The 25,890-nt window shown below is 55.4% G+C and carries 25 protein-coding genes and 1 pseudogene; 6 read left to right on the top strand and 20 right to left on the bottom strand.

Annotation, left to right across the window (positions count from 1 at the left end):
* Window positions 1-255 precede the first annotated feature (255 nt).
* Window positions 256-513 (top strand): hypothetical protein, encoded by a 258-nt coding sequence (locus LIX00_RS16615; RefSeq protein WP_227356095.1) that lies wholly within the window; start codon window positions 256-258, stop codon window positions 511-513.
* Between the two features lie 929 nt (window positions 514-1,442).
* Entirely contained in the window at window positions 1,443-1,919 is a 477-nt protein-coding gene (locus tag LIX00_RS16610) for a helix-turn-helix domain-containing protein (RefSeq protein WP_227356094.1), read from the top strand.
* 149 nt (window positions 1,920-2,068) lie between these two features.
* Here LIX00_RS16610 and LIX00_RS16605 read toward each other — a convergent pair whose 3' ends face one another.
* Complete coding sequence (locus LIX00_RS16605; RefSeq protein WP_227356093.1) at window positions 2,069-2,698, bottom strand: helix-turn-helix domain-containing protein; 630 nt, start codon at window positions 2,696-2,698, stop codon at window positions 2,069-2,071.
* Between the two features lie 164 nt (window positions 2,699-2,862).
* On the opposite strand from LIX00_RS16605, the gene LIX00_RS16600 reads away from it, so the two are divergent.
* Both LIX00_RS16600 and LIX00_RS16595 read left to right on the top strand, forming a co-directional pair.
* Window positions 2,863-3,744, top strand: coding sequence for an NmrA/HSCARG family protein (locus tag LIX00_RS16600; protein ID WP_227356092.1), 882 nt, complete (start codon window positions 2,863-2,865; stop codon window positions 3,742-3,744).
* Between the two features lie 172 nt (window positions 3,745-3,916).
* A pseudogene (locus LIX00_RS16595) lies at window positions 3,917-4,438 on the top strand (alpha/beta hydrolase).
* Between the two features lie 140 nt (window positions 4,439-4,578).
* Here the strand turns inward: LIX00_RS16595 and LIX00_RS16590 are convergent.
* The 5 genes from LIX00_RS16590 to LIX00_RS16570 all read right to left on the bottom strand — a co-directional run bounded on the left by LIX00_RS16590 (window position 4,579) and on the right by LIX00_RS16570 (window position 13,643).
* A complete protein-coding gene (locus LIX00_RS16590) occupies window positions 4,579-7,371 on the bottom strand; it encodes a type IV secretory system conjugative DNA transfer family protein (protein WP_227356091.1) in 2,793 nt (930 codons plus the stop codon).
* Window positions 7,372-7,455: 84 nt separating this feature from the next.
* Entirely contained in the window at window positions 7,456-8,508 is a 1,053-nt protein-coding gene (locus tag LIX00_RS16585; protein WP_227356090.1) for a DUF8128 domain-containing protein, read from the bottom strand.
* A complete protein-coding gene (locus tag LIX00_RS16580) occupies window positions 8,508-11,726 on the bottom strand; it encodes a VirB4 family type IV secretion system protein (RefSeq protein WP_227356089.1) in 3,219 nt (1,072 codons plus the stop codon). Before LIX00_RS16580 ends, LIX00_RS16585 begins: the two co-directional genes overlap by 1 nt.
* A 57-nt stretch (window positions 11,727-11,783) precedes the next feature.
* Window positions 11,784-13,016: a TrbL/VirB6 family protein gene (locus LIX00_RS16575; RefSeq protein WP_227356088.1), complete on the bottom strand. Its 1,233-nt coding sequence runs from the start codon at window positions 13,014-13,016 to the stop codon at window positions 11,784-11,786.
* Window positions 13,017-13,151: 135 nt separating this feature from the next.
* A complete protein-coding gene (locus LIX00_RS16570; protein ID WP_227356087.1) occupies window positions 13,152-13,643 on the bottom strand; it encodes a hypothetical protein in 492 nt (163 codons plus the stop codon).
* A gap of 54 nt (window positions 13,644-13,697) precedes the next feature.
* On the opposite strand from LIX00_RS16570, the gene LIX00_RS16565 reads away from it, so the two are divergent.
* Both LIX00_RS16565 and LIX00_RS16560 read left to right on the top strand, forming a co-directional pair.
* Window positions 13,698-14,012, top strand: coding sequence for a helix-turn-helix transcriptional regulator (locus LIX00_RS16565; protein WP_368410768.1), 315 nt, complete (start codon window positions 13,698-13,700; stop codon window positions 14,010-14,012).
* Window positions 14,002-14,304, top strand: coding sequence for a hypothetical protein (locus tag LIX00_RS16560; RefSeq protein ID WP_227356085.1), 303 nt, complete (start codon window positions 14,002-14,004; stop codon window positions 14,302-14,304). Before LIX00_RS16565 ends, LIX00_RS16560 begins: the two co-directional genes overlap by 11 nt.
* Before the next feature lie 164 nt (window positions 14,305-14,468).
* On the opposite strand, the gene LIX00_RS16555 is transcribed toward LIX00_RS16560, so the two are convergent.
* The 14 genes from LIX00_RS16555 to LIX00_RS16495 form a co-directional block, all read right to left on the bottom strand.
* On the bottom strand, window positions 14,469-15,179 hold the full coding sequence (locus tag LIX00_RS16555; RefSeq protein WP_227356084.1) for a phosphoglycerol geranylgeranyltransferase: 711 nt from the start codon (window positions 15,177-15,179) through the stop codon (window positions 14,469-14,471).
* Between the two features lie 53 nt (window positions 15,180-15,232).
* Window positions 15,233-15,775, bottom strand: coding sequence for a hypothetical protein (locus tag LIX00_RS16550; protein WP_227356083.1), 543 nt, complete (start codon window positions 15,773-15,775; stop codon window positions 15,233-15,235).
* 137 nt (window positions 15,776-15,912) lie between these two features.
* Complete coding sequence (locus LIX00_RS16545; protein WP_227356082.1) at window positions 15,913-17,322, bottom strand: FAD-dependent oxidoreductase; 1,410 nt, start codon at window positions 17,320-17,322, stop codon at window positions 15,913-15,915.
* A 244-nt stretch (window positions 17,323-17,566) separates the two neighbouring features.
* Window positions 17,567-18,715 (bottom strand): MBL fold metallo-hydrolase, encoded by a 1,149-nt coding sequence (locus LIX00_RS16540; protein ID WP_227356164.1) that lies wholly within the window; start codon window positions 18,713-18,715, stop codon window positions 17,567-17,569.
* Window positions 18,716-18,770: 55 nt separating this feature from the next.
* Window positions 18,771-19,019, bottom strand: a complete 249-nt coding sequence (locus LIX00_RS26330) for a DUF7344 domain-containing protein (protein WP_438267094.1) — start codon at window positions 19,017-19,019, stop codon at window positions 18,771-18,773.
* Between the two features lie 180 nt (window positions 19,020-19,199).
* Entirely contained in the window at window positions 19,200-19,466 is a 267-nt protein-coding gene (locus LIX00_RS16535) for a HalOD1 output domain-containing protein (RefSeq protein ID WP_227356081.1), read from the bottom strand.
* Between the two features lie 415 nt (window positions 19,467-19,881).
* A complete protein-coding gene (locus LIX00_RS16530) occupies window positions 19,882-20,913 on the bottom strand; it encodes an NAD(P)/FAD-dependent oxidoreductase (protein ID WP_227356080.1) in 1,032 nt (343 codons plus the stop codon).
* Between the two features lie 61 nt (window positions 20,914-20,974).
* Entirely contained in the window at window positions 20,975-21,382 is a 408-nt protein-coding gene (gene trxA, locus LIX00_RS16525; protein ID WP_227356079.1) for a thioredoxin, read from the bottom strand.
* A 320-nt stretch (window positions 21,383-21,702) separates the two neighbouring features.
* Window positions 21,703-22,104 carry a helix-turn-helix domain-containing protein gene (locus LIX00_RS16520; RefSeq protein WP_227356078.1) on the bottom strand — a complete coding sequence of 134 codons (402 nt, stop codon included), beginning with the start codon at window positions 22,102-22,104 and terminating at the stop codon, window positions 21,703-21,705.
* Between the two features lie 66 nt (window positions 22,105-22,170).
* Window positions 22,171-23,166 (bottom strand): sulfite exporter TauE/SafE family protein, encoded by a 996-nt coding sequence (locus tag LIX00_RS16515; protein WP_438267089.1) that lies wholly within the window; start codon window positions 23,164-23,166, stop codon window positions 22,171-22,173.
* Window positions 23,167-23,168: 2 nt separating this feature from the next.
* The gene (locus tag LIX00_RS16510) at window positions 23,169-23,318 is read right to left on the bottom strand and encodes a DUF7512 family protein (protein WP_227356077.1); all 150 of its coding nucleotides are present in this window, start codon (window positions 23,316-23,318) and stop codon (window positions 23,169-23,171) included.
* 364 nt (window positions 23,319-23,682) lie between these two features.
* Window positions 23,683-24,150, bottom strand: a complete 468-nt coding sequence (locus LIX00_RS16505) for a YeeE/YedE family protein (protein ID WP_227356076.1) — start codon at window positions 24,148-24,150, stop codon at window positions 23,683-23,685.
* Complete coding sequence (locus tag LIX00_RS16500; protein ID WP_227356075.1) at window positions 24,147-24,641, bottom strand: YeeE/YedE family protein; 495 nt, start codon at window positions 24,639-24,641, stop codon at window positions 24,147-24,149. Before LIX00_RS16500 ends, LIX00_RS16505 begins: the two co-directional genes overlap by 4 nt.
* 1 nt (window position 24,642) lies before the next feature.
* Window positions 24,643-25,824, bottom strand: a complete 1,182-nt coding sequence (locus tag LIX00_RS16495; protein WP_227356074.1) for an MBL fold metallo-hydrolase — start codon at window positions 25,822-25,824, stop codon at window positions 24,643-24,645.
* Between the last annotated feature and the right edge of the window lie 66 nt (window positions 25,825-25,890).

The following is a 25,890-nucleotide window of genomic DNA, read 5'->3' as shown; positions in this document are numbered from 1 at the left end:
GGGCGGTTCCCCTTGACTTCTTGTGGACAGTCTAGCAGTGCTTTACTGCCGCCCCTCGTGCGTTCTGTGGAAGACGGTTGCTCTCCTGTAGATATTCTAGTATAGCGCTGTTTTGGCACTTAATAGAGCCGTGAACTGGAATCTAACGTCGGCTAATCGTGGTTAACTAGTGGTGGAATATCCTGTACATCCACGTTTAGATACAGGGTGAATATTTTAGAAATCTATATTATGGTTGCAGTTGTACTGTCAGTCATGAGTTCAGTTGTGCAGTCACTCAAGAAACCCTACACTCGAAATATCCTCGAAGTCATTGGTGCGTCTCTTCTCGCGCTAATCTTCATTGGGCCACTCATCTATTCGGCCCTTGGAAAGCTCATCAGCGTTGGGCTTGACCTCTTAGGGGTTACCCAGCCACTGCCGCTCCTCTGGATGAATGTGCTCTTCATCAGCTCTATCTTCATCACTGTCTGGGCTGTCTTCAAAGTCGTTGAATTCTACTACCAACGCTAACTCTCGTTTTCTCGCTGCTGTATTTCTTTGGCGCCCATATGGCACCCCACCTTTGCCGTCACACGGGCATTCCGTGAGTACGTGCTGCTGGCACCCCAGCCAGTGCACCAAGACCGGTTGACTGCGTGTCGCTCGGCGGCACCCCATTCCAGTACGGAGACTGGCGCCCCACATCGTCGCTTAGCGGGTTTTTCGTCATGTCCTGGGCGTGCAGACTGTCCACTCTTCTTGTCGACCACTGGCTCAAGGATATCACGGCCATACTCGCTTATGTTGGTCATCATTCCACTTCTGCTGTCGTTAGTTGTTGCTGTGCTGTTGCGGCCTCCTCGCTGTGGGGTACACTGTTCAGTGCTACTCATGGCGGCTTGCCGCCAGTGCTATCTCATTGGTCCTGCCGGCAGTTCGTTCTTCTTTGCGGGCCCGCTGGTCGCACTGGCGGACTGTCCCCTGATCGTTAGTTTGGTCCTCGCTGGATTCGCCATGGTCTGACTGTCTTATTGTCTCACTCACTAGGTATCTTGCGTGACCTCGGGTGGACTGTCCCATTGCTGTAGCTCTGCTTTCCCGTGGTAGAACTGTTTAGTGGACTGTCCCATGCCATGTGTCGGTGTGGTCTGTCCGCCGCTTCTCGTCGGTTCTGCTTGGGTCTGTGTCGCCCTCTGGGGTGTCCACTTGCATTGTCGGAGTCTGAGTCTATTTTGTGACATATTGGGGTGCAGTCTCTGGCGCTTTATTGGGTGCTGCTCTGTCTTGGTACCGGCAGCATTCTTATGCGTGGCGCTATTTCTTATATCTGATATTTCTCGCAACCCACGCCAATTTTCTATTCGCCACCGTATTGTTCCCCCATGAGTGGGTTGTCGGGAGTGGGTCGCATAGCTATGTAGTGGATTAGTATTAAGGCCTTTCAACCTTAATATGGCTTCATGAACGAAGATAGCCAAATTGAAACATCCACTGACTCGCTCCCCACCTTCGATGAGATGCGTGACCACCTCGGCGACGCCCGCCAGAACATCCTCACGGTTCTTTATGGAACTGACACATCTGGCGTGAACACCTCTGACCTCCGAGAGCAAGCAGGCATCCCCAGCGGCAGCATGAGCCATCATATGCGGAAGCTCCAACGGTGGGAACTGGTCGAAGAAATTGACCGTGAATATGCGGGCCGTGGATCACGCGCCATCGTCTGGGCCCTCACAGCACGTGGGCACGAATTCTGTGACGATGGCTTGGAATTACCCGATGATCCACTCGTGGAACCCGAGGATTTCGAAGCGCTTCGCGCCGAAGTCTCGGAGTTACGAGACGATGTCGAGACGATGAAGAGGGCGATGGTCCAGATTGCCGTGAAAGCAGGCGGCGTCAAAGAAGAGACCGCACAGGAATGGCTCTCAGGCTAATAGGGATTAGCAAAAGAATCCATATTTTCAGTAGGCAACTAGGTCAGAGATAATCGCTTAGATTAGGTGACGACTGCACAGCATATCGCGGAGTCCCAATTCGAAGGATTCCGCCTCTATCTCAATATTCTCCGTCGCGACGGCCCAGTTTAGACAGCTGGCTCGCCGAGGAAGTTCTTGATAATGCGGCCTTCAGCGCGGTGCAGAATACCACTTGCTCCTCCTTTACTGACATTCAACGCAGCCGCGAGCTCGGTGAGCGTGCACTCGCGCGGGCTATCGTAGTACCCATGCTCGACTGCTGCGGTAATGAACCGCCGCTGGCGATCCGTTAGCAGGTCGGTTGGGTCGGTTGACTGTGTGACCGAGCCGATTTCATAAGGAAATCCCTCGTCCTCAAACACGTCTTTGAGTTGGGACAGCTGCTCGTGCGAGGTAGTCAAGTCACTACTCATCCACCCGTTTCGAAGAGTCAGGGGATACTGCAAGAGAGGCCCCGAGGAGAGGAGTGCACGATGTAGCGCGGGGAGGAACTCGTGGGAGTACTGAATGAGCATCGTCTGCTCATCGGCGTGTAGCACGTCATAGGACGGCAACCACGACGCTTCGTCAAGATGTCGAATGAGGGCTTCGGTGTCAGACGTCTGGATTTCAAGGACGACTTGGATGCCATCTGTTGTCGGGAGGGCTGCTAGAATCCGGAACTCATCGTCCGGGCGCTTGGTCGAGAGTGCGCCTGGTCCGTCAGAGAATTCGAATTTGATCTGTGCACTTGGCATATACCGCTGATTTCGACTCCCAGCCTTATCCGCATGACGTTGAACATGTTTACGCTCATCACCAAGCAGCATCCCCCCGTAGTACATCTCATGGTGAGACAAATGCACCACGACGAACGTGCCGCCAGAATCAGACAGTTGAAGAGGGATACGGAGGATTCGCTATGAGTCAATTCAGCGTCTTAGTCGTCGGAGCTACTGGCCGCCAGGGTGGGGCGGTTGCTGACCACCTCCTATCTGGCGAGTACGGCGACTTCGATGTTCATGCGTTAACGCGCAGTCCCGAGAGCGACCGTGCGCAGGCGCTTGCCGACCGGGGTGCGACGCTCGTTGAGGGAAACCTCCTGAATAAACCTAGCCTCACGCCAGCGGTTGAAGCCGTTGACGCGGTATACTGCGTCACGATTGAGGCTGAGAGCGGCACGATACCTACTGAGGCAGGGATTGAGGCTGAGATCGAACAAGGAACGAACATGGCTGAGGTTGCCTCCGAAAATGGCATCGAGCAGTTCGTGTTTAGCTCTGTCACCGGAGCCGAGCGTGACACAGGGATTCCTAATTTCGAGTCGAAGTACGACATCGAACAACGAATCCACGATCTCGGACTTCCCGCTACGATCCTTCGACCCGTCACGATCATGCAGAACTACGAGCGCCAACGCGAAATGATCCTGAACGGAACCCTTGCGTCCCCCCTCGCCGAAGGTGCCTCGATGCAGATGGTCGATGTCGGAGACATCGGCGCGTTCGCTGCCACCGCGTTGGCGACCCCCGACGTGTACGTTGGTGAGACCATTGAAGTTGCCGGTGACGAACACACGCTTGAAAGTGCAGCCGAGGTTTTCACCACCGTCACGGGAATCGATATCGAACCCCAGCACGTCCCAATCGAGGTCGCCCGTAAGGAGATGGGGGAGGTGTTGGCAATGATGTTCGAGTGGATCAACGACTACGGATACGGGGTCGATATCGAGGCACTGGAGCGTGACCATAATATCGATCTTACCCAGCTTGAGATGTATCTTCGCGAGCACGACTGGGATTAGCGAATGACGCCTGACAAACAATTACTCCACAGATGACCAACGAATTGCACAACGTGGTCGCGACGGAGAAACCGCATACAGAAATAACCGACCTTCTCCAACAGATGGGGGCCGCACCAATGCCGAACCTCTCGTCGTTGTCACCGGAGGGGCTCGGCGGTTTAGCAAGCAGATGTTCCCGACAGCTGATGATCCCGAACCAGTGAAGGAGGTTTTCGAGTTGTCTATCACTGACGAGGGAATCCCAATTCGCGTTTATGTCCCAGCGCAAGAGGGCCCATACCCGACGTTAGTGTATCTTCATGGCGGTGGCTGGGTGATTGGAGATACTGCCATGTATGATGCGACCTGTAGAGCGATAACGAACGTAGCTAACTGCATGGTCGTGTCTGTCGACTATCGGCTTGCACCCGAATACAAATTCCCGATTCCGCTCGAAGACTGTTATGCCGCTGCCGAATGGATATTCGATACGGCGGAGATGATGTAGGTTGACACGGATAATATCGCTATCAGCGGTGACAGTGCTGGAGGGGACATGGCGGCAGCCGTTGCACAGATGGCTCGCGACCGTGACGGTCCTTCGTTCGCTCGCCAGGTACTCATCTACCCCGTCACCGACCACGAATTCGATACGCAATCCTACAAGGAGAACGCCGAAGGCTACCTACTCACCAAAGCCGACATGGTGTAGAGGAACGATATCAGCTCGCCCTTCAGTCTTTATCCACCCACAAGCCAATTTCGTCGTTTATCGAAATCCAAACAAAACTATTGTTGGTAGAATTTTGCGGTCTACTGAGTGGGAATGGGTTGGATGATATCCTTAGAACTTCACTCAAAGATTCCGGATAGGTCGTTCTCAAGATACTCCTCGTCACCAGTCTCTGTTTTCTTGTCGCTCGTCTCCACAGTGTCCGCTGAGTGGTTCCGTTCGTCTTTGTCACGAGCGTCACTGGAGTCAGCCGTGTTCCCGGACGAGTTTCCATCGTCGTCCACTAGATCGGTCAGCGGCGTCTGTGTGTCGCCCTTGTACAGCCGGAGATCCATCGGCGTCTCCGTCTCCAGCGGAACCACGATCACGTTCCACTCGACCTCGCTTAGGTCGCCGTCCATCTCATACTCTGGAATCACCGGCGGCTTGACGTTCCGCTTGCCACCGTCGGGATAGGCACTTGCGTCGGTGAAGATGTCGGCGGCCGTCTCGAAGTGGGCATGAACTGTGTCGTCGCCATCGCGCAGGATGTACTCGCCGGTCTGCTCGTCGTACACCCAGACATTCTCTCGGCCGCCGGGCCGCGTTATCGTTTCGCCTTCAATGGTAAGCGTCTGCGTGCCGGTGTAGAACCGCCGTTCGGTGTCGTCGGGGTGATTGCTCCGACAACAGAACGGATCGTTGGCAACCGTATCATACACGTCTTCGGCTACATCTTCACGGGCGAAGAACAGGCACTGATGCCCAGCGTTGTGGGCTTGAGCGAGATTTCGTACTGTCTGTGATGGTTGGGTACTCCCGGTTGTATGCTCGCTTTCGATGTAGGCGTCACTCGTCCCCGCCAGCCGATTCAAGAGCGCGTGATTCTCTCGATAGCTGTTCACTGTGTCGGCTATCGTTTCAGGATCGTCGTCCGGCGCAATCGCTAGTACGTCATCGAGGCGAGCGAGACCGTCGGGCATAGCGTCGCCCGTCTGCTCGGGAATCTCGAAGATGAACCCGAGTTGCGTCATTGGGATGTAAGCGTCGGCCATCGGTGCCCAGTGCTCGGCGTTGCCGTCGTTCTCCGAGTCACCGAGATTCAGGAACCCGGTATCAAGCGGCTTCACTTCCATCTCGTCCTCGACTTCGCGATGGTCCAAGTGCGTATCCGGCACTCGCTGGAGGACTTTCCGCCACGCTTTCCCGGCATCAGTTACGTCGTCACCGGGCAGATACCGATTCAGTCGCTCAACACACGCCGCTATTTGCACCCAACCGCCCGGATCACCTTGCCGAATGCTCTCGTCGTAGACGGCTTTCAACGTCTGATTCCGTAAGTGCTCATCTGTTCCAACCGGGAGGTCTGCCGGATCGTCAGCAGTCGTTCCTTCGTTCAATTCGCCATACGGCAGTTCGCGCTGAATTTCGGCGTCGGTAATCGGCGGACTGCCATACTGCTCCAGACTGCGTCGAATCACGTCCTCGGCGTCCGCTTCCGAGCGAAGTGGTGGATACGGAGCAAACGTGTGAATTTTGAGCGGGTCCGAGTACTGCATCCCGCCCTTGATCGGAATTCGCGTCCACACCTGGTAGTTCTCGGTCTCCATCAAATCCTCCTCCGTGTACCCTTTGAACAGCTTCGCGACGGGACGAGCGTCTTCGTCGTTCGGCAGCCGGAAGATCACTGGGTTGTTGCAGTTCGCTTTGACGGCGCTCAGTACGCCTGCTTCTTTGAGTTGCTCGGGGTACTGGCAGGCAATGGTCACGGACAGGCGCATCGACCGCGCCCGAGCAAGCATATTCTTCACATCGAGATTCTGGCTCGCAATGGCGTCGAACTCGTCGAAAATCGCAAAGAACGGCTCGTTCTCTCCATCTTCGAACGACCGATTCTGGACGGCGCTCCAAATCGGGCGCATTACGCCAAGGGTGATCATCTGCTTAACGTCCTGGTTCGATACCGGCGTACGAACAATCACGATTTTGTTCTCGTCGATGATCTCCTGGAAGTCAATCGAACTCTCACGCTGGGCAATAATCCGGCGAATCACACCGTTCTCGACCCAGTTTTTCACTCGCGAGAGAAGAGGGCGAACAGCATCGTCGTCCATTTCCGCGATTTCGTTCACAAATTCCTTGATGTAGGGGTCCTTGACCTCCTCGGCGAACTGTTCGCGACGCTCCTGGTTCAGGAGGACGAAGTAGAAATCGATCACCGAATAGTCTTTGTCCGATTTCATCATCGCCCGACCCATGCTTTCGGTAATCGCCCGCATTCTCGGTCCCCAATAGTCGTCGTTATCGAGAATCGCTTTTAAGTTCTCCAGACGGTCCTCGATTTCTCGTTCCTGCTCAACCTGGCTATCCGTCTGGGGGATTTCGAGGAAGTTGATGCCGATGTCCCGCTCAAAGTCTTCGTCGCCCGGTTCGATCCAAATCACGTCATCAAGCCGATCCTCTGGGAGCAGCTGGAGGAGTTCTTTCGAGTCATGTGCCTTGGGGTCGAAGTAGACGAAACCGTGGCCAGCGTACGCTAGTTGTACCATCCAGTTCAGCAGCTCGGTCGTCTTTCCGGCACCCGTCGTTCCACACACCCAATTGTGCTGAAAGAGCGAACCGAATTCGATTGGTACTTCGCGGAATCCCTCCTGAGTGCTGTCATTGTAACCCGTCCAGAGTGGGCCTTCGGGGCGCGTCCGTGAGCCTTCGAGCAGTCGTCGAACTTTTGGCCCGGCGACGACACCGTGTTCTTCGGTGTGCGTAAGCACCTCGGCACCGCCGACTCGGTCGTTTCCGGTCGGCGTTATCTGATACGGATCGCCGGTTGGCGCTCGAAGCTCGTTGGGGATATCGTCGTCCTGCTCATCGCGATCGGCGTCTGCTGACTCGGTATCCGGGGTGTCGTCACCGCCGAATAGGTTGTTGAACATTGTGTATCACCAAAGCCCTGGTGTCGGCCTTGCACTGACGTGACGGCGTGTACCGTCTGGGAGATAGGGGGAGCGCCATCGCTGTTATTCACTTCGCTGACTGTCAGCTGGCACTTCGCCGCCGCGTTGGGAGTAGCGCCAGTCAATTTTCGGCGTCTCGATCTCCTTGTTCGGGATATGTGCAGCGCCAGCGAGCTCACTCACTGAGAGAATCATTTCACGGTCCTCCCATTCTCGAGCGTGCAGTTTCTCGATGAACGCGCCACGCTCGTCAGCGGGAATGGGCTCGTCGGTAAACCCCTGCTCAGTCATCGTGTTGTAGTAGCGAGTGAACATTCCCGCGACGCCTCGAGCGCGTGATTCAGCCTCGTACTTGTCCGGTGAAACGGCGAGAATCCGCAGGTTGGTGTGAAATCCATACTGTCCGCGCTGCATTTCGACGACGTCCGCCGCTTCGCGGTCTTTCTTACTGGCGTCACGAGTGCGGGGATTCAGCCACCCAACGACTCGGTCCGACCGAAGCCCTTCGGCGACATCGTCTACACTCTCACCTCGAGAAAAGGGCCCACCGTCGCCTTCCGTCCAATCGTTTTTCGCGGGTTTGAAGACGACTTGCACAACAACGCGCGTCTCCAGTGTCGAGAGCATCTCGCTCGTCACTTCACCGTATGGATCGCGCTCGAAGCCGTCGCCCTGGTGGTTGCGAATCGGATAGTAGTAGTGGCGGTTCAAGTCAAGCTCAGCACCCGCGACATAGTCATCAGGACGGATCTGTGGGAATGCGTCGCCGCCCTCCACTCGGAATACCTGGGTATTCGAGTAGCTGTTTGCGACTCGTCGACGAAATTTATCCGCGGCATTCTCGTCGGCAGCGTGCATGTAGAATTTGAGCTTCTCCTCGTCGAACCACAATTCGAAGGTGTGGTGCTGGCTAATGTTCGTGTTCCGAAGCCCTTTCGTCCGAACGTCGTGGAGTGACTGAAGCATCGCTGCACCATCGACGATGCCCTGGTTGTCTTTGTAGGGGCGAATCCCGAGCAGGACACCCGATGTTTCGTCCACGGTTTGGGTGTACGACTCGTCAAGTTGCGTCGCAGTGTAGCTCCCCTTCGTCTCGTCACTGCCGAACAGCCCCATCAGATCTCACCCCATTCGTCCTCGATATACTCCTCGAAAGGGCCGTGCTCGCTAGCTTTGTAGCTATAGACGATATCCTCGAACGGTGAGGCCCTCACTTGAGCGTGCATCCACCCCTCGACGTCCGCATAATCGACGAGATAGTCGGTGTACCCGAGTCCCTGCTCACCGCGTTTAGCGTGCTGGGTGATGAACTGCAGTTGCTCGTCGTTCATCCCAAAGCGCTCTTTTGCGTCTTGCTCTTCCAGCTTGTCCGTGTAGAAAAACTCTGTCGTCGGAATCTGGCTCAAGATAGCGCGTTTGTATTCCTGCGTATCCGTGTCGTCAGCGCTCGCGAAGTCACCCGGTCGGTGTGAGAGGAACCACAGTCCGGCGTTAAAGTGCCGCCAGTGGCGGGCCGACTGTTGAAGCCACGCCAGAATCTCTTTCGATTGGAAGAGATAGTGCGCCTCGTCGACCACGAACAGGGTCTCACCGGGCGCTCGTTTTACCGTCTGATAGACCTGCCCGAGCATCAACTGGAGCATCGTTGCTTTGTCTGCCGCCGCCCCAAGCCCCTGAATCTGCTGAAGGTCGAGATACGACACCCGACCCGGGCGAATGTGGGCCTCTGACTCACCCACAAGAGCGTCGTGTTCGCCACCCTCTTTGAAGCCACTGAGCCGTCGGAGAAGTGGACCGGCGTTCTCTTTGATTTGCGCCTTCTCGAGCTCCGAATCGACGTAGTCACCCGGATTTTCACCCATGTCATTGACGATAGCCTGGAAGTTGGCCATTGTCGGGCTGTTCTCCGGTTTGTGTGTCGAGACGTCGTTTTTCAGTATTCCCGCCTGTTCGTAGGTGGCGTTCAGTGCATCGGAGACGAGCGGAGCAAAGTCCCCATTCGTGTCGCCGATCATATCGAGAATGAAATTCCGCGCTTCGGTGAACTTCATATCGTACGGATCCAGGTTCCCCGACGCTCGAAGCACATCCTCCGGCGTCTCCTCAATGTGAAGCGGGTTGATTGTCTGTGAGCCATCAACCGTGATATGCTGGCCGTTCATGAGTTTGACGAGACCACCGAACTCGCCCATCGTATCGCACAAGATGAGCGTGCGATCCTCGCTAGCCAGATACCACCGCGTCGCTTGCTTGCCGACGTGATAGGATTTTCCGCTACCGGAACTCCCGATCGTGAGGCGATGGCCCGGCGCAACCGAGAACTGGTTTTTGATGATCTCGCTTCCGTTCTGCACGTTCCGGCCCTGCTCGACGCCGTTCTCCTGGTCGATGTACGCGGATACCGGCGGGAAGGCCGCTGCAATCGTCCCCGACAGCGTCAGCGAATAGCGTTCGCGCGTCGAGACGTCGGCGAACGCGTCCCGACTGTTCGGTGAACAGGATTCGAAGAGTTCGGCTTGTCGCTGTTCTGGTGCCAGCACCGTTAGATGAGCGGGAGCACTCTCGAGCGTACCGGTCACTTTCTCGCAGGCGCTTTCGAGCGCTCGGTGTTTGGCAATATCCAGCGTTAGTTCGTCTTCACTCGCTAGGCCCTCCTCGATACGCTCCTCGGCTTCATCCAACGCCTGCCGGGTGCCAGCCCGAACCGTCACGTAGCCGCTCAAATCCCACGGTTGGGCTTGCGTGTGGTGGAGGAGTTTGTACATCTTCACGTACGGGTCAAGGTCATCCTCGACGAGAATCGCCGAGACATCGCTCACGTCTTTGCGCTCGTCGATGTTCGCATCGATTTCCCCAATTGTGTCTTTCAATTCGAGTTCGGTCGCCCGCTTGTCCTGTGCTCGAACGTCTAAACACACATCGACGTCCACGCCCCGAATGGTGTAGATCTCCTCAAGAAACTTCTCTCGGGGTTCAACCGGCCAATCGGCGATCCAGTAGGTCCGACAGTACTGCTGGCCTGTCCGAACGTAGCCATCGCGAGCGTCGAACGTTTGTGGCGCGAGGAGTTCCTGTACCCGATCGTAGGCCAGTCCGTTTGTCTCGTCTTCGTCGCTGGCGAGTGGCGCGAGGAGTCCTTCACGGACTCGTGCGAGGAACGACGTTTCTTCGTTGACGTCCTCGTCAACATGCGTGTTCGTTGCGACTGGTTGCGAGATAGTGTCGCCGTCTGTTGCCGCTTCGACCGTCGCAACGTCCGCTACTCCTGTCGATGGTGTGTCGGTCGCATCCACGGCTTCAGGACGTGGACTGTCGCCGTCCTCGGCGCTATGTGGCCACACTGCTGCATCGACGTCCTTCGTCACACTGTCGGCATCGAAGGAATGCTCTGTCCCGCTCCAATATCGGCCCAGGAGCAGCGCATGCTCAGCAGGTCCGACTCGCGTGGTGTCACACCCATCGGTACTCCCAAATGCACGGGAGAGCCGAGAGAGTCGGCTCTTCACTTCTCGTTGCATTCGTCGGCGTTTGCCGTCCCACTGCTCATCATCATCGCCGAATAGCAGCGATCGAATCTCGCCTTCATCGGTCATGTCCGGTACCGACACCTCGTCTGGGCGAACTTCAACGACGAGATAGTGCTGCCACTCGCGAGCGTGGAACCGCGGAAAGTCGGTGTTCTCGGTCCACATGATAACGCTCCGAAGGAGCTCTCGCGCTAGCTTCCACTCTTCGCCAGCGTACTCCGACGAATAGAGTTTCGCCCGATACTTCTCGGTGACATCGCGAGGGTCAATCTCCAGCGCCGTGCTGAACAGGCGGAAATTGAAATCGGTCACGTGTTGATCGAGTTCGCCACGGATCCGGCCAATCATCTCGCGGGCGTCACTTGTCTCTTGCATTGTCGTATTTCGACCAGAAATCTGCGACATCGCGACGAGTCGTCCGTCGTCCATCTCAGCAGTACCGTCGGCATGGATCCGTTTCACGCCGTGGACAGTCGCCGCTTCATCGCCGGACTTTGGGAAGCCACGTTTAGCCTTCGCGTAGGCGAGCGGGGTTTTGATGCGGTCGAGTCCCGTCGAGTACTCGCCTGATGAGACGGCCAGTCCAATTCCACCTATCCCACCAAGCACGCCGACACCAGCACCCACTAATGATGGGCCAAGCGGGGCTCCGAATAGTGTAGCAAGACCGCTGGCACCGACGATACCAGCACCAGGCGTGCCGTAGAGCAGGTCGTTCACTTTGAACCCGTGATAGTTGAGCCCGGAATCGACGTACGGAGGGACGAGCTGACTCGGATCTTTCGGTGCTTCTTCGTTGTCTGTCATAGGTGAGGCCCGTTCCCAGCCTTGCACTGGGGCGTCGGCGTGAACCGAAACAGGGGATCAGTCGTAGCGTTGCAGTATCTCACGGCCCTGATTCAACTCATAGTCAGCGCGTTCTTGCTCTTCCCGAACGTCTTGAGCGTCGATACCGCCGTCCGCGTTCAACGCATTGTTCACCGATCGGTAGTTCACGGTGTCCTCAGTCGCCGGCGTGCCGGTGCTAAACGTCGAATTGGCCGATTGTTCCCAACTGGAACCGTCGCTCTGGTAGTCTTGGTACTTCTCGTGGACTTCGTGCCCGACACGCTCGCCAGCTTTGTCCACATACTTGCCCGCCTTGCGCTGATTCGCTGCTGAGGTACCGAGGGCGATCGAGGCCGCGTCGTTCGCGTGTGCTAGCATCTCCTTTGGGAGAACGAGCAAGGCGAAGACGAGCCCGCCAACGACGAGGGTGAACGTCTCCAACACGCCGAGTGCGCCTGACGTCCAGGGCAAATCGGCGAGCAACCGAAGGACGAGTGCTTGGAAGAGCTTCGTGACGATCACGACGCCGAAGAGGTAGACAAAGGTGTCACCAATGCTCTTCAAGAACCCCGAATACGCACGACAGGCCCAGGAGAGCGGCCATAGAAACACGCACACGTAGATGAGCGCTCGCTCGAGGCCGAGGATGAGAAGCCCGACCGCGATTGTGCCCGATTGAAGAAAGCCGAGGAGGACACCAAGACCAATTCCCACACTGAGTTTCGCGAGCTTTGCATTCGTCTGAATGAACTCAGCGCCATTAGGGGCGACTGACATCGCGGTCTCGTTCGCCAGATGGAGCAAGAGGGGCGGGATAATCCAGGTCGTGGCGACCATGACAAGCGCGATTCCGACATGCTTCCATGCTTGGCGCTTCTCGTACGGATCCGACCGATAGAACGACATCCCGAAGGCCGCCATCAACACGACGCTCGCGAGACCGGCTGTCCACGCCGAGGCTTTGTACACACCAGGCCACAAGCCATTTTGAGGATTGACCCACGTATTCGGCTTGTCCGGTTGACCGGGAGCGGGTACGGCAGCAACGCTATCGCGAACCATATTCGGGATGCCCTTCCCGATACCCAGGAAAATCCCAGCGATGGCTCTGAGTTGCCCCTTCGCCATCTCGACTGAGTTGATCGATGGGACGAGTCCACCACCAAGGAGACCAACGCTGTTGCCACTGCTTTCGCCGCTCGTCGAATTATTCGTTGGTGTCGTCGTCTGGCCATCGCCGGAAGCACCAATCCAGTGGTTCTGGGACATCGTCGAGTTGTTTACACTGGCTGATTGTGCTGCGACTGGAGCAGCGAGCGACGCGACTAGTACGACGAGAAGGAGCGCTGACAGCCATTCGGTGCGTCTCTTCGATAACATAGTCAGAAAGGGAACTTGAGAGACTCACATTATATTCGCAAAATTCACGCATGAGAGCGTGCTTACGCCAGCCTTGTCGAGCACGACGGCGAAGAGCGGGAAGAACCACGCACCACAAAACGTGATCACCGCTCCACGAGCCGCGTCACGTCCCTCTTTCTTCTTGTCCGACCGGGCACTCCCCATCTTCAGCCAGGCCATTGCACCCCGGAATGCTGCGAGCAGAAACATCCCGATCGTGATCATCCCGAACGCGAGCGTAATGACGGGGCCAAGTCCGGACGCACACATCACGTCGCTTGCTTCTTGAGTGGCTTGAGCTGCCACTGGCACTGAAAACGCCGCGGTTGTGGCGACGATCCCGACGCTGCGACGAATGAATCGAGTGAGAATCGCTTCACACTTCTCGACCATCAAGCGCTTCAGTGCGTAATATTTCTGAGTCGAATCGTCTGTCAATCGGTGAAATCGGTCAGAGATGGTTCTCTCATCCGATTTCGGCTTTTGTTTATCCATTGTACTCACTACCACATCTAGAAGGCTAGATAAATACCTTACGCACACAGTGAGATGCCGTATACACCGAACGAAGCCAGTGTGTGCGTAATCTATTTATGTCATGGTCTAGGGCTGTTCTATATGCTCCCACACAATTCTAATCGAATGGTCTCTCTCACCGATGTCGACAAAGAAATTCTCGAACTACTCCGTGATGGGCGGGCAACCCAATCGTATATCGTCGACGAAACCGGTCGCTCGCGCCAATACGTCCACACCCGACTCGGAATACTCGCTGCTGCCGGGTACCTCGAGAACATCCATGCGAAAACAGCCTTGTACGAGTTAGTCAGTGATCCGCTTGCTAACGAGGAAAATGGGGGATAAGATCGTGCGAATCCCTCCGCTCTCGATCGAGGCACCAAATGAAACTGCACGAGACACACTTCACCGACACGTCGCGGTACTCGTCGGGATTGGCAAACTCCTTCTCGTCGGGAGTCTCATTCAGATACTGGTTCTCGGGACAACTGGCGCTATCGCCCTGTATTTCCTTGATGTCTCGAAGTATGTCGGTGGTTGGATGGTAATCCTCTCGTGGTTCCTCGCCGCGTATTTGATCAAACTCTATGGTCGCAGCATCTTCCCAGTAAACACCGACCAATTCACTCAGCTCTAAAATTTCGGATTCACGCAATTTTGTTGCCGTTAAGGTAGTCTGTTTGAACGCCGATATACAGTAGGCCGCCTACGTTAGTATATTATACTAACCTCTGAACGACTAATTGCGAGCTCACACTTTCGATCATCTCACTCGTTCCTCGGGACCACAGAGGAGCACGGTTATGACTCGTGATGAGCATCCTTTGCTCCGCGAACGGTTGCCGCGACTGCCTCGATCCCAGCCTCATGAAGTACATTACCAACAATGACCGTGTCAGCGACACTCGCCATCTCGAAGGCCGAATCGTAGTCGTGAATTCCGCCACCATAGAAAAGTCGCGCTGACGAAAGGGCATCTCGCGCCGCAGCAACAACAGCTGGATCGCCGAGGGTGCCGGAATACTCGAGATAAACGATTTCCTGGCCAAGGATCTGTTCGGCGAGTTCAGCATACGCAACGACGTCATCGACATCCAAGTCACAGTTGGCCTGCGTGTACGTCGCCACTGACGACGCTGGATTCAGAACAATGTACGCTTCCGACTGTACGTAGTTCCAGTCAGGATCGGATGAGCGAACCCATTCGTGGTGTGCTCCTGTGATCCACAATGGGTCATCGGCATTCAAGACAATCGGAACGAGGTAGCCAGCGAGTCCCTCACGATGGAATAGAGTTGGGCGATAGGTCGGCTCGACGAAGATCGGGATCTCAGCCGGAGTAAGTGCAGCAAGAATCGACTGAACACTAGATTCTGTGACGTTCGTGGTGCCACCGAGAATGAGTGCATCTGTTCCCGTCTCAGCGATTGCTGCGTAGGTATCGCCATCATGCAGTGCTTTATCTGGGTCAATTTTCGTCACATGACCCCACTGTGCCCACGCAGCCGCCATAGCTTACCGTAGTCCCATCATGTGCAAACCGCTTTCCCTCTGTCTCTATCGGATTACTCGCGAATGACTCCTCCAATAGCCACTAGCAAGCCGGAGCACCCCTTATCGATTTGTGGATACGTTGCCAGCAATGACTCTATCGTGTTTTCGGCAGCCGAGATTGCATCTATCGGCGTTCCTTCGACATGTTGCCACGTTGGGGCAACAAAGCGAGCCGAGTCATAGTACTCAACATTTCCCTGGGCGCGAAAGGGAAACTGAACCATGCTCCGGTCTCCGGGGAGTGCCCTCGACATAAAGGTATTGAGTCCGGTTCCCGATCGTGAAACTTCCGTATAGCCGCCGAGTTCATCGAGCAAATAATCTACTTCGTCGGAGATCTCGCCGGTTGCTGGATCGCGCACATTGTCGAAATATAACACGGTAATGGGATCGTCGGGCTCATGTTCCAAGAGGATCGCTGGGATAACTTCATCTGGGAGATCGTCATTCGGAAACGGCCAACTGCGGTGGATCTCTCGAATGGGAAGATCGACAACCATATTCGCTTTCACAAACGTTCTGCGTGAATCCTCGCGGTTGATTGGAGTAGCCATTGTTCAAGGCGAGCCAAAGGATACGAGCTACCTGTCGGTAAAACTAGTAAGTAGTACTGACTTCATTGGCGGAGCGACACATAATCGACTTATCAGTGATAGTATCCCGATTGATGGACTCTCGCGAAATACTTTGGTTAAAGATGGCCACCCAACACCTTCGCCGCGGTCAACACCGGATCCCAGGTCGTGTTAAACGGCGGTGCATAGGCGAGATCGTAATTGGATAGCTCATCGACGGTTACCCTCTCGGTCACTGCAGCGACGAGAGCGTGGCTGCGGTGGACAGCACCCTCTCCGTATTCCGATACGAGGCATCCGCCGAGGATGCGTTCAGACTCACGGTCAGCAGTGAGCGTCACCCGTACTGTTCCCCCTTCTGGATAATAGCCAGCTCGGGATTTGGCGTCGATCGTCTCTGTGACTGGGTCAAATCCCGCATCGGAGGCTTTCCTGTGGTCGATAATCCCAGTTCGGGCTGCCTCGACGTCGAAGGCCTTGATTGCTGCTGTCCCTGCAACGCCACCGCCTTCGGTAGGGGTACCAGCCACGGTTTGTCCGACTGCCCGACCGTGTCGATTCGCAGTCAGTGCCAGTGGAACGTAGACTGCTTTATTGGTGATGACATGCTTGACCTCAGCGCAGTCTCCTGCTGCGTACACATTCGGTTGGTTTGTCTCTCGATACGAGTCGGTCGCGATGGCCCCCGTCTCACCAAGTTTTATTCCCGCATCTTCAGCCAATTTCGTTCGAGGTCTTACACCCGTTCCGAGAAGAACCATTTCGACTGGAACGTGGGTATCGCTGGTTACCACTGCTTCAACTCTATCGTCGCCGGCGAGTGCTTTAACGTCCGAATTTAGATGGACTGCTACATCCTGTTCCGCGAGATGTTCAGCAATTATTTCGCTCGTTGCCTCACTAAATGTCTTCAGTATGCGATCACTCCGTTGAAAGAGGTGTACTTCGAAGTCGTTTGCTGCAAGCGCTTCAGCCATCTCGATGCCAATGTAGCCGCCGCCGACGATGCCGATTGGTCCGTTACACGTCTCAAGATATTGGCAAGCAGGACCTCTGTCGGGTTGTTGTAAGTTACCATCTGATCGTGCCCGGGCTACGTACTCACGCAGCTCTTTCCCATCAGTCATCGAATCGAGAGTGTATACCCCTTCGTGATCGATTCCATCAATAGACGGGAGAATGGCTTCGGCTCCGACCGCAATGAGCAAGTCATCGTATTTCTGAACGACCTCACCGGTAGTACCGTGAGCAGTGACGACACGTTCGTCGGGATTAATATCAACCACTTCGTGGCCCGTTCGAAGATCGATATCCCGCTCCTTACGGAACTCCTCTGGTGTCACGGAAACGAGGTCGTCTAACGATCGAATTTCTCCTTTAATATAATATGGTAAGCCACAGGCACCATACGAAACCCAGGAGCCCTGTTCGAAAACGATAACATCTAAATCTGGATCATCCCGTTTCGCTTTACTCGCGGCTGACATACCGGCGGCGTCACCGCCGACGACCACGAACGTACTCATAGGAAGGATATCGATCGCAGCCATCAACTGCCTTGGGGTTAAGCCCCATGGCATCCGCCTAGTATTTCTGTTAATTGTCGGGGTAACGCACCGAGGCATTCGGCCTGCTCAGCCTGTTGATTGGAGAGCTTTCTCTGTGAAAGCAAACAAGGGGGCAATGGGTTCGATAGCTACTCCCACAAATGATCGCTTGGGATATAATGGAAAAGAGGATTTATAGCGGAGGACTAGGCTCCTAATCGTATTACGCTGCACAGTTGTTCGGACCGAGTTCGAGTTCCGTTGCTTCCTTCTCGTCTTCGATCGTCTCTTTGCCAGTATTGATGTCGATAACCGTTTCGTAGTTCGGTGGCTTTTCCGGTGCGTTCTCGGTCAGTCGTTCGACAAATTCCTCCTTTTCGAGTTGGAGAACGTCGAGATGATGCGCCAGATCACCTAACTGCCTGTTGATCAGCTCTCCAGGTGCTCCGTTTTCATATCGACCATCCGCAGTCACGGTAACGTGTCCTGGGAGCACTCGAAGGTCGTCGGGCAACTCGAGTAAAGTATCGTGGAGGGTGTCATAGAGCAATTCTGCCCCACGAGTTGCGTCAGCGTCACCGAACTGGAGTTCGGTTCGGCCCACAGAATCGACGAAGAGTGTATCACCGGTCAATACGGCTTCGTCATTGACGACATAGTTTATCATCTCGGATGTATGCCCCGGTGCATGCAATGCTTCAATTTCGACGTTCCCGATTTCGATGACATCCCCATCTTCGAGCGGTTCGTACTCATATTCGACATCGCGCTCGCGCGCCTGCTCGCCGAGGTGATATGGGACGTCTAGCGCATCCGCAAGTCGAGGACTACCGGAGATGTGGTCGGCGTGAATGTGAGTATCGAGGGCGTGTGTGATCGTCAGACCGCGTTCTTCGGCGGCCACTTTGAATTCGTTCGTCTGACGAGTGACGTCGATCACCGCTGCTTCCCCACTACTCTTTGAGCCGACGAGATAGCCGAGGCACCCTTTTGCACGACGCTGGAGTTGGAGCATGACGAGATCATCATCTTTCGTGTTAATCGGGACAACTTCATACACCTTGCTCCAGTCTTCCATTCCACCCTTGACGACGGCCACGTCGTCATACCCACGCTCATCGAGTTCGAAGGCGAAGGGTGTTGAGGTCAGTCCCTTTCCGCACATCGTGACGACTGGCCGGTCGTCGGCAAGCGCGTTAACCCGGTCGAGATCGTCGTCGGATATCCCCTCCTTTGGGTCGAAGGGGACATTCTCCGCACCGGTGACGTGCCAAGCTTCGTAGCTGTCCTCGGGTCGGGTATCGATAAGTGTGAATGCCTCATTGCTGTCGAGTTTGTCCGCTAACTGGTGAGCAGTTATCTGGTTCACCATTGGAAACACCTCACAATACACATTCGCTACGATGTCTATAGTGCTTGTTGCCATACTACCGTCCCGCCGATGGGTGGGTTGCTAATACAAGCGAGATTTTGAACTTCCGGCCCGCGAAAGAATGCCAGGTAATATATAGGACGTGCATGAGCGAATCTTTGGTTGACTGTCGACGTAGCGTCTCAGTCGTTGTGGAATCATGCTCCCGCACAGTGACTTCCTTAGCTAAGTCCGCCATCGAAAGTGCAGGAGTGTGCTGATTTAGGCAGTCGATGACAAGACGGCGACGGCCCTTGGCAAGCAAGGTCAAGAGAATGCTAATTTCGGCTTCATCTGGGTCGGCGACTGGGTCCCCATCTCCAGAATCCGTAACCAGAAGTCCAGTAACGCTCCGGATGGAAAAGTCCGTTGCGGAGCGTATCGTTTGACATCCGTGGATGCAGCAGTAATAGTGGAGCTTTGCGCCGATTTCCGCAGTTCGCTTTCAATCGACTGGCGATTCGTCTGCCTGTGAGGTCGTACTCTCCGCCTCACCACTTTCCTTGTGTACTTGCACTGAGCTAGGCCATTCAGCGACAATGGTGTACCCGCAGTACGTGAATTTCACGACACTCGGTGTTTTGAAGAGTGTGTCAAGCGCATCTGGATTGATAACCTCGTAGAGCGGTGTTTCTAGCTCAACTGGGTCGACATCCTCACAGGCCGCGACTTTCTCAATGACTTTGGTACTTAGGTCATCAGTTGAGGTCATTACTTCGGTTATCCTGTTCAGTTGCCCATCGTAGTAAGAGTTTTTTCCATATTGTCAATACCACGCACTATTATCCATTTTCCTGTTTACTCTCGGATTTACTTGGTGTATTACTGGGGTGGTCGCATCTGGGTGCGCTAGGTGTGGTGCTGGCCTGCTGAGATTCCTCGGCTTCGCCGGCGCATTGGTGGCGATGCCCTTCCATGGCGATCTGCTCCGAGTTGGCGGCATCGTTCTCCTGCTGGCGTTCCTTGCCTGAGCAGGTGACCCACGAAAGTGTCGAATCCGGCCGTAGCGTAGTCAAAACATCCTCTCCGCCCTGAAGGGCGTGGATTTGCGCTCGACAGTCCGTAACCGGCTGCCTCCAGATGCGGATACATGCTCGCCTTTTTATTCCACACTAACTGTGGCCTTCTTACGAGCCTTCGGTTGTACGATCGAGTTCCTCAAGGTACTCATCGGCATCAATGGCTGCCTTGCTACCCATACCAGCAGCGGTGACTGCTTGCTGGTAGTAGTAATCGACGACATCCCCTGCGCCGAAGATACCGAGGGCATCCGTCTCGGTTTGGCCAGCACCACGACCACCTGCTGTTTTGATGTAACCATCTTGGTCGAGTTCAACATCTGTTTCTTTCAGGTAGTCCGTGTTGGGCGTGTGACCAATGGCGAGGAAGACGGCACCGACATCGAAATCAAACTCTTCAACTTCGTCGGCCTCCGCTGGGTTTTCTAGTTTTTGTTTCGGATAGCCCTCTGGATGGCGCACCAACGTCACATGGTCAACACCCTCTTCGGGCGAACCATCGATCTCGATTACTTCGGTGTTCTTCATGATCTCAATATCGCCCTCTTCGACCTTCTCATTGATTCGGTCGATCCAGTAGTCCTCTGCCCGAAATTCCTCACGCCGATGGGCAATGTAGACCGTATCAGCGAATTTCGTGAGGAAGTTTGCTTCTTCCATTGCAGCGTCCCCGCCGCCGACAATCAGCATATCCTCACCGCGGAAGAACGCACCGTCACAGGTCGCACACGTCGAGACACCGTACCCCATCAGTCCGCTCTCGCCGGGAATCTCTAGAGTACGGGCGCTGGCACCACTCGCTGCGATGAACGAATCGGTGGTATAGTCGTCCCCGTTTTGAAGTTCGACGCGGAACGGCCGCGTTGAATCGTCGACAGTAGCAATAATACCGTGGTCTATTTCAGCGCCAAACTGCGTGGCCTGTTCTTTCATCTGCTGGAGTAGATCTGGGCCAGAGATCCCGTCCGGGAAGCCAGGATAGTTCGCAACGTCCGTCGTAAGCGTCAATTGTCCGCCCGGCTCTGTTCCTTCGAGTACCAGCGTGTCGTTGTTCGCCCGACCAGCGTAGATCGCCGCAGTGAGGCCTGCGATACCTGTTCCAGCGATGATGAGGTCTCTGTGTTCGATTGAGTCAGTCATGATTCAGTGATTCTTATCAGTCGTACTCGGTTCTACGAGTGAATTCGAACGCAAGCGAAGGCTAGCTGTACTGTCCGACAACGTCGATGAGCGCCTCTTTGCTCTGCACACCGACGAGCCGTTCCACTGGTTCACCATCGGCGAACAGGATCAACGTGGGAACGCCCTGGACACCATACTCCCTAGCGAGACGCTGGTTGGTATCAACGTCGACCTTGGCGACTGCCGCATCGGTTTCGGCGGCGACATCCTTGACGACAGGTTCGAGCATTTGGCACGGCCCACACCAATCTGCGTAGAAGTCCACCAGGACTACTTTGTGGGTCCCGAAAGTTTCGGTCAACTCTGATTGTCCATCGATGTAGACTGGCTCCGTCGGAGTGCCGTTATTGCTCTCGTTTTCGCTACCCTCCTGTAGTTCCTTCATTTTCTGTTCACGAATCTCCTCGATAGATCGGTCATTGCTCATCACATCTTGTGTTGGTGCCAAGCACTCTTATGTGTTTTGCACAATGGGTACAATACTATGCTCGAGAGGATGTTCGGCTTCGCCGGATCGACAGTCGCTCTGGTTCCAATCCGAGGGTACTCAACTGTTGTCCGAGAGTATCTACAAGAACATCGGTCTTGCTAGATGTGTTCTGTGTGGCGACCGAGAGTAAATAGAGCGCGGTTTTGGCATCGCCCACATCTTCAGTCGTGGGCTTTCTCCTCGAAACCGTGTAATGAGTTATTCTCTGTCTTTCTCGAGATACGCCTAGGGTGTAACAGATTCGCTGTTCACAGTCGTTACTGTTGGACGGCCGTCGCCTGTTGGGTATGGTCGTACTTGTCTTCGAACTCTTGGATGAGTTGGCCCATCTTCGCGTACCAGTCATTGAGCATCCGCTGCATGTCGCCCGCGATCTCGCCTGGACTCGTCGGGTAGTAGACGTGGTAGTAGCCGCCCTGCTCGTAGTTTACCTGTTCTTTTTGAACGAACCCCGCCTGGATCAATCGCTGGATAGATCGGTACGCGGTCGATCGTTCGCGATCGATACGTTCCGCGATCTCGTCGACCGTCAGCGGTTCAGCACTTTCTGCAAGAAGTTTGAAGGTCTCTTTGTCGAGATTTTTCAGGCCGTGCATACACTCTAAGAGGCCTTCGCACTCCATGTCTGTCTTGAGATACTCGCTCATCGAATCTGCCATTGTATCGAATCATAGGGTCTCAACAGTTAAAAATGATTTGCAAGATTCTCACAATACCGCGCTCGTCTACGACGTTGTCAGGCGGCACAAAGATTCAGTGCGCTCCTCTCGAAGTCGACAGACGGCCGCAAGTACTACGGCCCCGCTGACGAGAAATGCCGCCCCGAAGATGAGCACGATACTCACCGTGTTGAGCAGTTCAATTCCGTAGGCGGTGCTGAGCTTCTTTGCAGCGACCGCGATACTCCCGGCCAGTAACATCGCCGCAAAATACCCTTTGATCTCGTCATCGTCGACGAGTTTCGTGGCTCCGGCGCCGATACGTGCTCCGAGTGCACTTCCAATGAGCAGCGAAGCGACCACCGGAAGCGCGACGGCGTCGGCCTGCGCGTACGCGAATGCACCATAGGCGCCGGAAATCGTGATCTGGAGGATATCAGTTCCCACAGCGACCGCCGCAGGAACGCCGAGGCCGTACATCATTCCAGGCATCAACAAGAACCCACCGCCGACGCCGAGGAAGCCAGACAAGACACCAACGACGAGTCCGACGGCGAAGACGATGACGCCCGAGACGCGGACGTCACCCTGGAGCGTCACCATCGGCGGGATTTCTATCGACTGGACTCTTTCAGAGAGGTCGACGCCCGCCGCTTCGTCACTTTGAGAGCGAGCGTCACGTAGCGTGAATAACCCCACTATGGCCAACAGCCCAACGTATGCGACGCTGATGATTAAATCAGCCATTCCCGTTTCCTCGAGGAAGAGGACGACACCTTTGCCGCCCTCGATACCGAGCGTCATGGCCACCGTCATGAGTGCTGCGAGCTTGTAGTCAACCTGACCGTGATCACGGTGTCTGAGCGCACCGATGACGCTCGTCCCGAAGACGAACGCAAGCCCACTTCCGACCGCCACTTTCGCGGGATAGCCCATCACCAACAGCGCCGGCGTTACGAGGAACGATCCACCCATCCCGAAGAACCCGAAGAGAGTGCCGATTAGCAGGCCGAATCCGACGAATATGAAAATCGTCACGAGGCCCATTCCGAGTACCGCCATGACTACTCACCTTCGAGTGCTTCGAGGACGTTCGAGCCGACGACGCCTGCCAGCGCACCGTACCCAATGTAGAGAGTGATGGCCTCAGCGAGGACGGCCCCCACAGTAGCCGCCGCCTGTGCTGATCCTCCGAGCGATTCAATTCCGAACATCTTAGCTCACCGTTGTTGTCTCGCATGCTATTGTACAATACATACTATCTCTCACAATACCTGATTAGGTACCTAGGTTGAAAACGGTTTTGGGTGAATTACACAATACTATATTTCGGTAACGGATAGATGGCGTCGTATGTGTTATACATAGGTTATAGCTCGAAGCGCACAGATTCAGGGAGATGATGCAGTGAACCACTGAGATTAGAAGAAAAGACTCGTTTTTCGAGAGAACGAGTCATCCTCTTTCTCAGTTGTATTTCCAACGATTAAACTCCAGTCTCCAACAAACAGGAACAGGCACTGTGTTTCCGATAGCCATTCGGAAACTTGTCTTCTCTGTACTCGATAACCAGAAAAATCAGTCGTCCGCGGCCACTGCGTCTGCGGGTTCCGATGTTCTGGCTTCCCGCCAGTATCCTTGGGCGTACGCACCGAGGAACATCCCCACGATGGCCCATAGAATCGGGTAGTTACCAATTCCGACGCTCGCGTAGGCAGCCCCCGGACAGATACCGGAGAGCCCCCAGCCAACGCCGAAGATCGTTCCACCAATAACGACGTTGCGATCGAACTCTTTGATCCGACGCGTGTAATCGCGTGCGGTCAGCGGTGCACGGTCGAGGAACCGCGTCGCGACGGTGAAGGTAATCCCCGTCACGACTGCCGCAGCCCCCATCACGAACAGTAGGCCGAAATCTTCGAATTGGAGGAAGTCAAGAACGACCTCTGGACGAGCCATCCCGCTGATGGCCAGGCCGAAGCCGAAGATTAGTCCACCGGCGTAGATGAAGGGGAGGAACCACGGACTACGTTTAGCATCGCTCACGGTACCACCCCGAGCGCCTGGACGAGTTGAGCAGTTCCGATGGCAACGACAAGGAACGTCCCGACGTTCACCAGCGACGTATTCGAGAGCGAGCCAACGCCACAGACGCCATGGCCGGACGTGCACCCTTTCCCGAGGCGAGTGCCGACACCGACGAGGAAGCCACCGCCAAGCAGTCGCCACCACTGGACATCAGTCGTCCAGATACCGGGATTCAACACAAGTCCGTAGACAGCTGCGCCGCTGACGATTCCCGCGGTGAACACGAGCCGCCAGTCGCGTGAGCGGACGTACGTGAAGCGGTTGAACCGAGGAACGTCAGAAACGTACGACAGCGTCGACTCAAGGAACGTGCTCGCACCTGCGATGATCCCCGTCGCGAGGTAGATAACCGCCGCTCCAAGGCCGACGAGCAATCCGCCGAGGAGATACGGCAGGATTCCTCGCGGGAAGAACTCATTGACCGCAATCAATGGAATATGCATAGTCATCTTAGTTCGTGAGCGCCTCCCCACTTGCTGCACAATTGTTCGGACCAAGCTCGAGTTCGAACGCCTTCTCGTCATCGGGCGACTGCTGACCAAGGTTGGTCGCGATGATTTCTTCGTAGTTCGCAGGGCGAGGTGGCATGTCCGAGACGATGAACTCGACGAATGCGTCTTTCTCCATCGAGAGCGCGGCCATCGACGCCTTCAGCTCGCCGAGCGTGGCCGTGTACGTGCCATCGTCGTTCGGCGTCGCGGAGTCGCTGAAGTGTGCAGGAGCAATAATCGTGTCGTCGGGGAGGGCCAGGATCCTCTCCTGAAGCGTCTCGTAGAGCGTCTGTGCAGCGTTCTTCGCGGCTTCAGGGTCTTCGAGATCCGGTCGGGCAACGCTTTCGGTGAAAAGCCCATCGCCGGTGAACAACATATTTCCGACTTTGTAGGCGGTCATCCCTGTCGTGTGGCCGGGCGTGTGGATGACCTCGATCTCCACGTCACCGACGGTGAGCGTGTCACCGTTTTCGACGGTCGAGTACGGCAGATCGTACTCGACACCACGGTCGGCGGCAAGTTTTGGGAGGACTGCCGTCGCGTCAGTTTGTTCGACAAGCATCCGGATACCGGAGATGTGGTCCGCATGGATGTGTGTATCGAGTGCATAGGTGAGGTCAGCACCGAGTGTGCGGAGGTCCTGCACGTACTCGGAGGTGAACGCCCGAAGTGGGTCGATGAGCGCAGCTTCGCCGTCCGAGACGACGAGGTATGCCAGACAGCCACTCGATGGCCGCTGATACTGCGCGATCGTCGCGTCGACATCGACGTCCAGTTCAGCGTACTCGTAGAGACGCGCCCAGCCTTTCATTCCGCGATCTAGATGGTTGACATCGTAACCCTCGTCCTCGAGGTTCTCAGCAACCATCTCGCTCGAGCCACCCTTCGCACAGAGGGCGGTGATTTTCTGATCGTTAGGGAGCTCGGTGTGGAGTTCCTCTGGAATCCCATCTAGTAACTCGAAATAGGGGTAGTTCACGATTTCGACGTTCTCCCCGTCAATGTGCCACTCTTCGAACTCACTTTCAGCGCGTGCGTCGAGAAGGAACACGTCCTCGCCACTGTCAATGCGTTTTTTCAATTCATCAGGCGTGATCGATTCGACCGGTTTCTCAGTGTTCGGGGTGGATTCATCAGTCATCGTCACCCATACGTATTCGTGCGTCCCCAATAAGACTTTGCATAGTAGTCCGAGAAGCACACAATA

The organism is Haladaptatus salinisoli, from assembly GCF_020614375.1.
GTDB lineage: Archaea > Halobacteriota > Halobacteria > Halobacteriales > Haladaptataceae > Haladaptatus > Haladaptatus salinisoli.
Note: the sequence above shows the minus strand (reverse complement) of the source record. Positions and strands in the feature narration are given on the sequence as shown.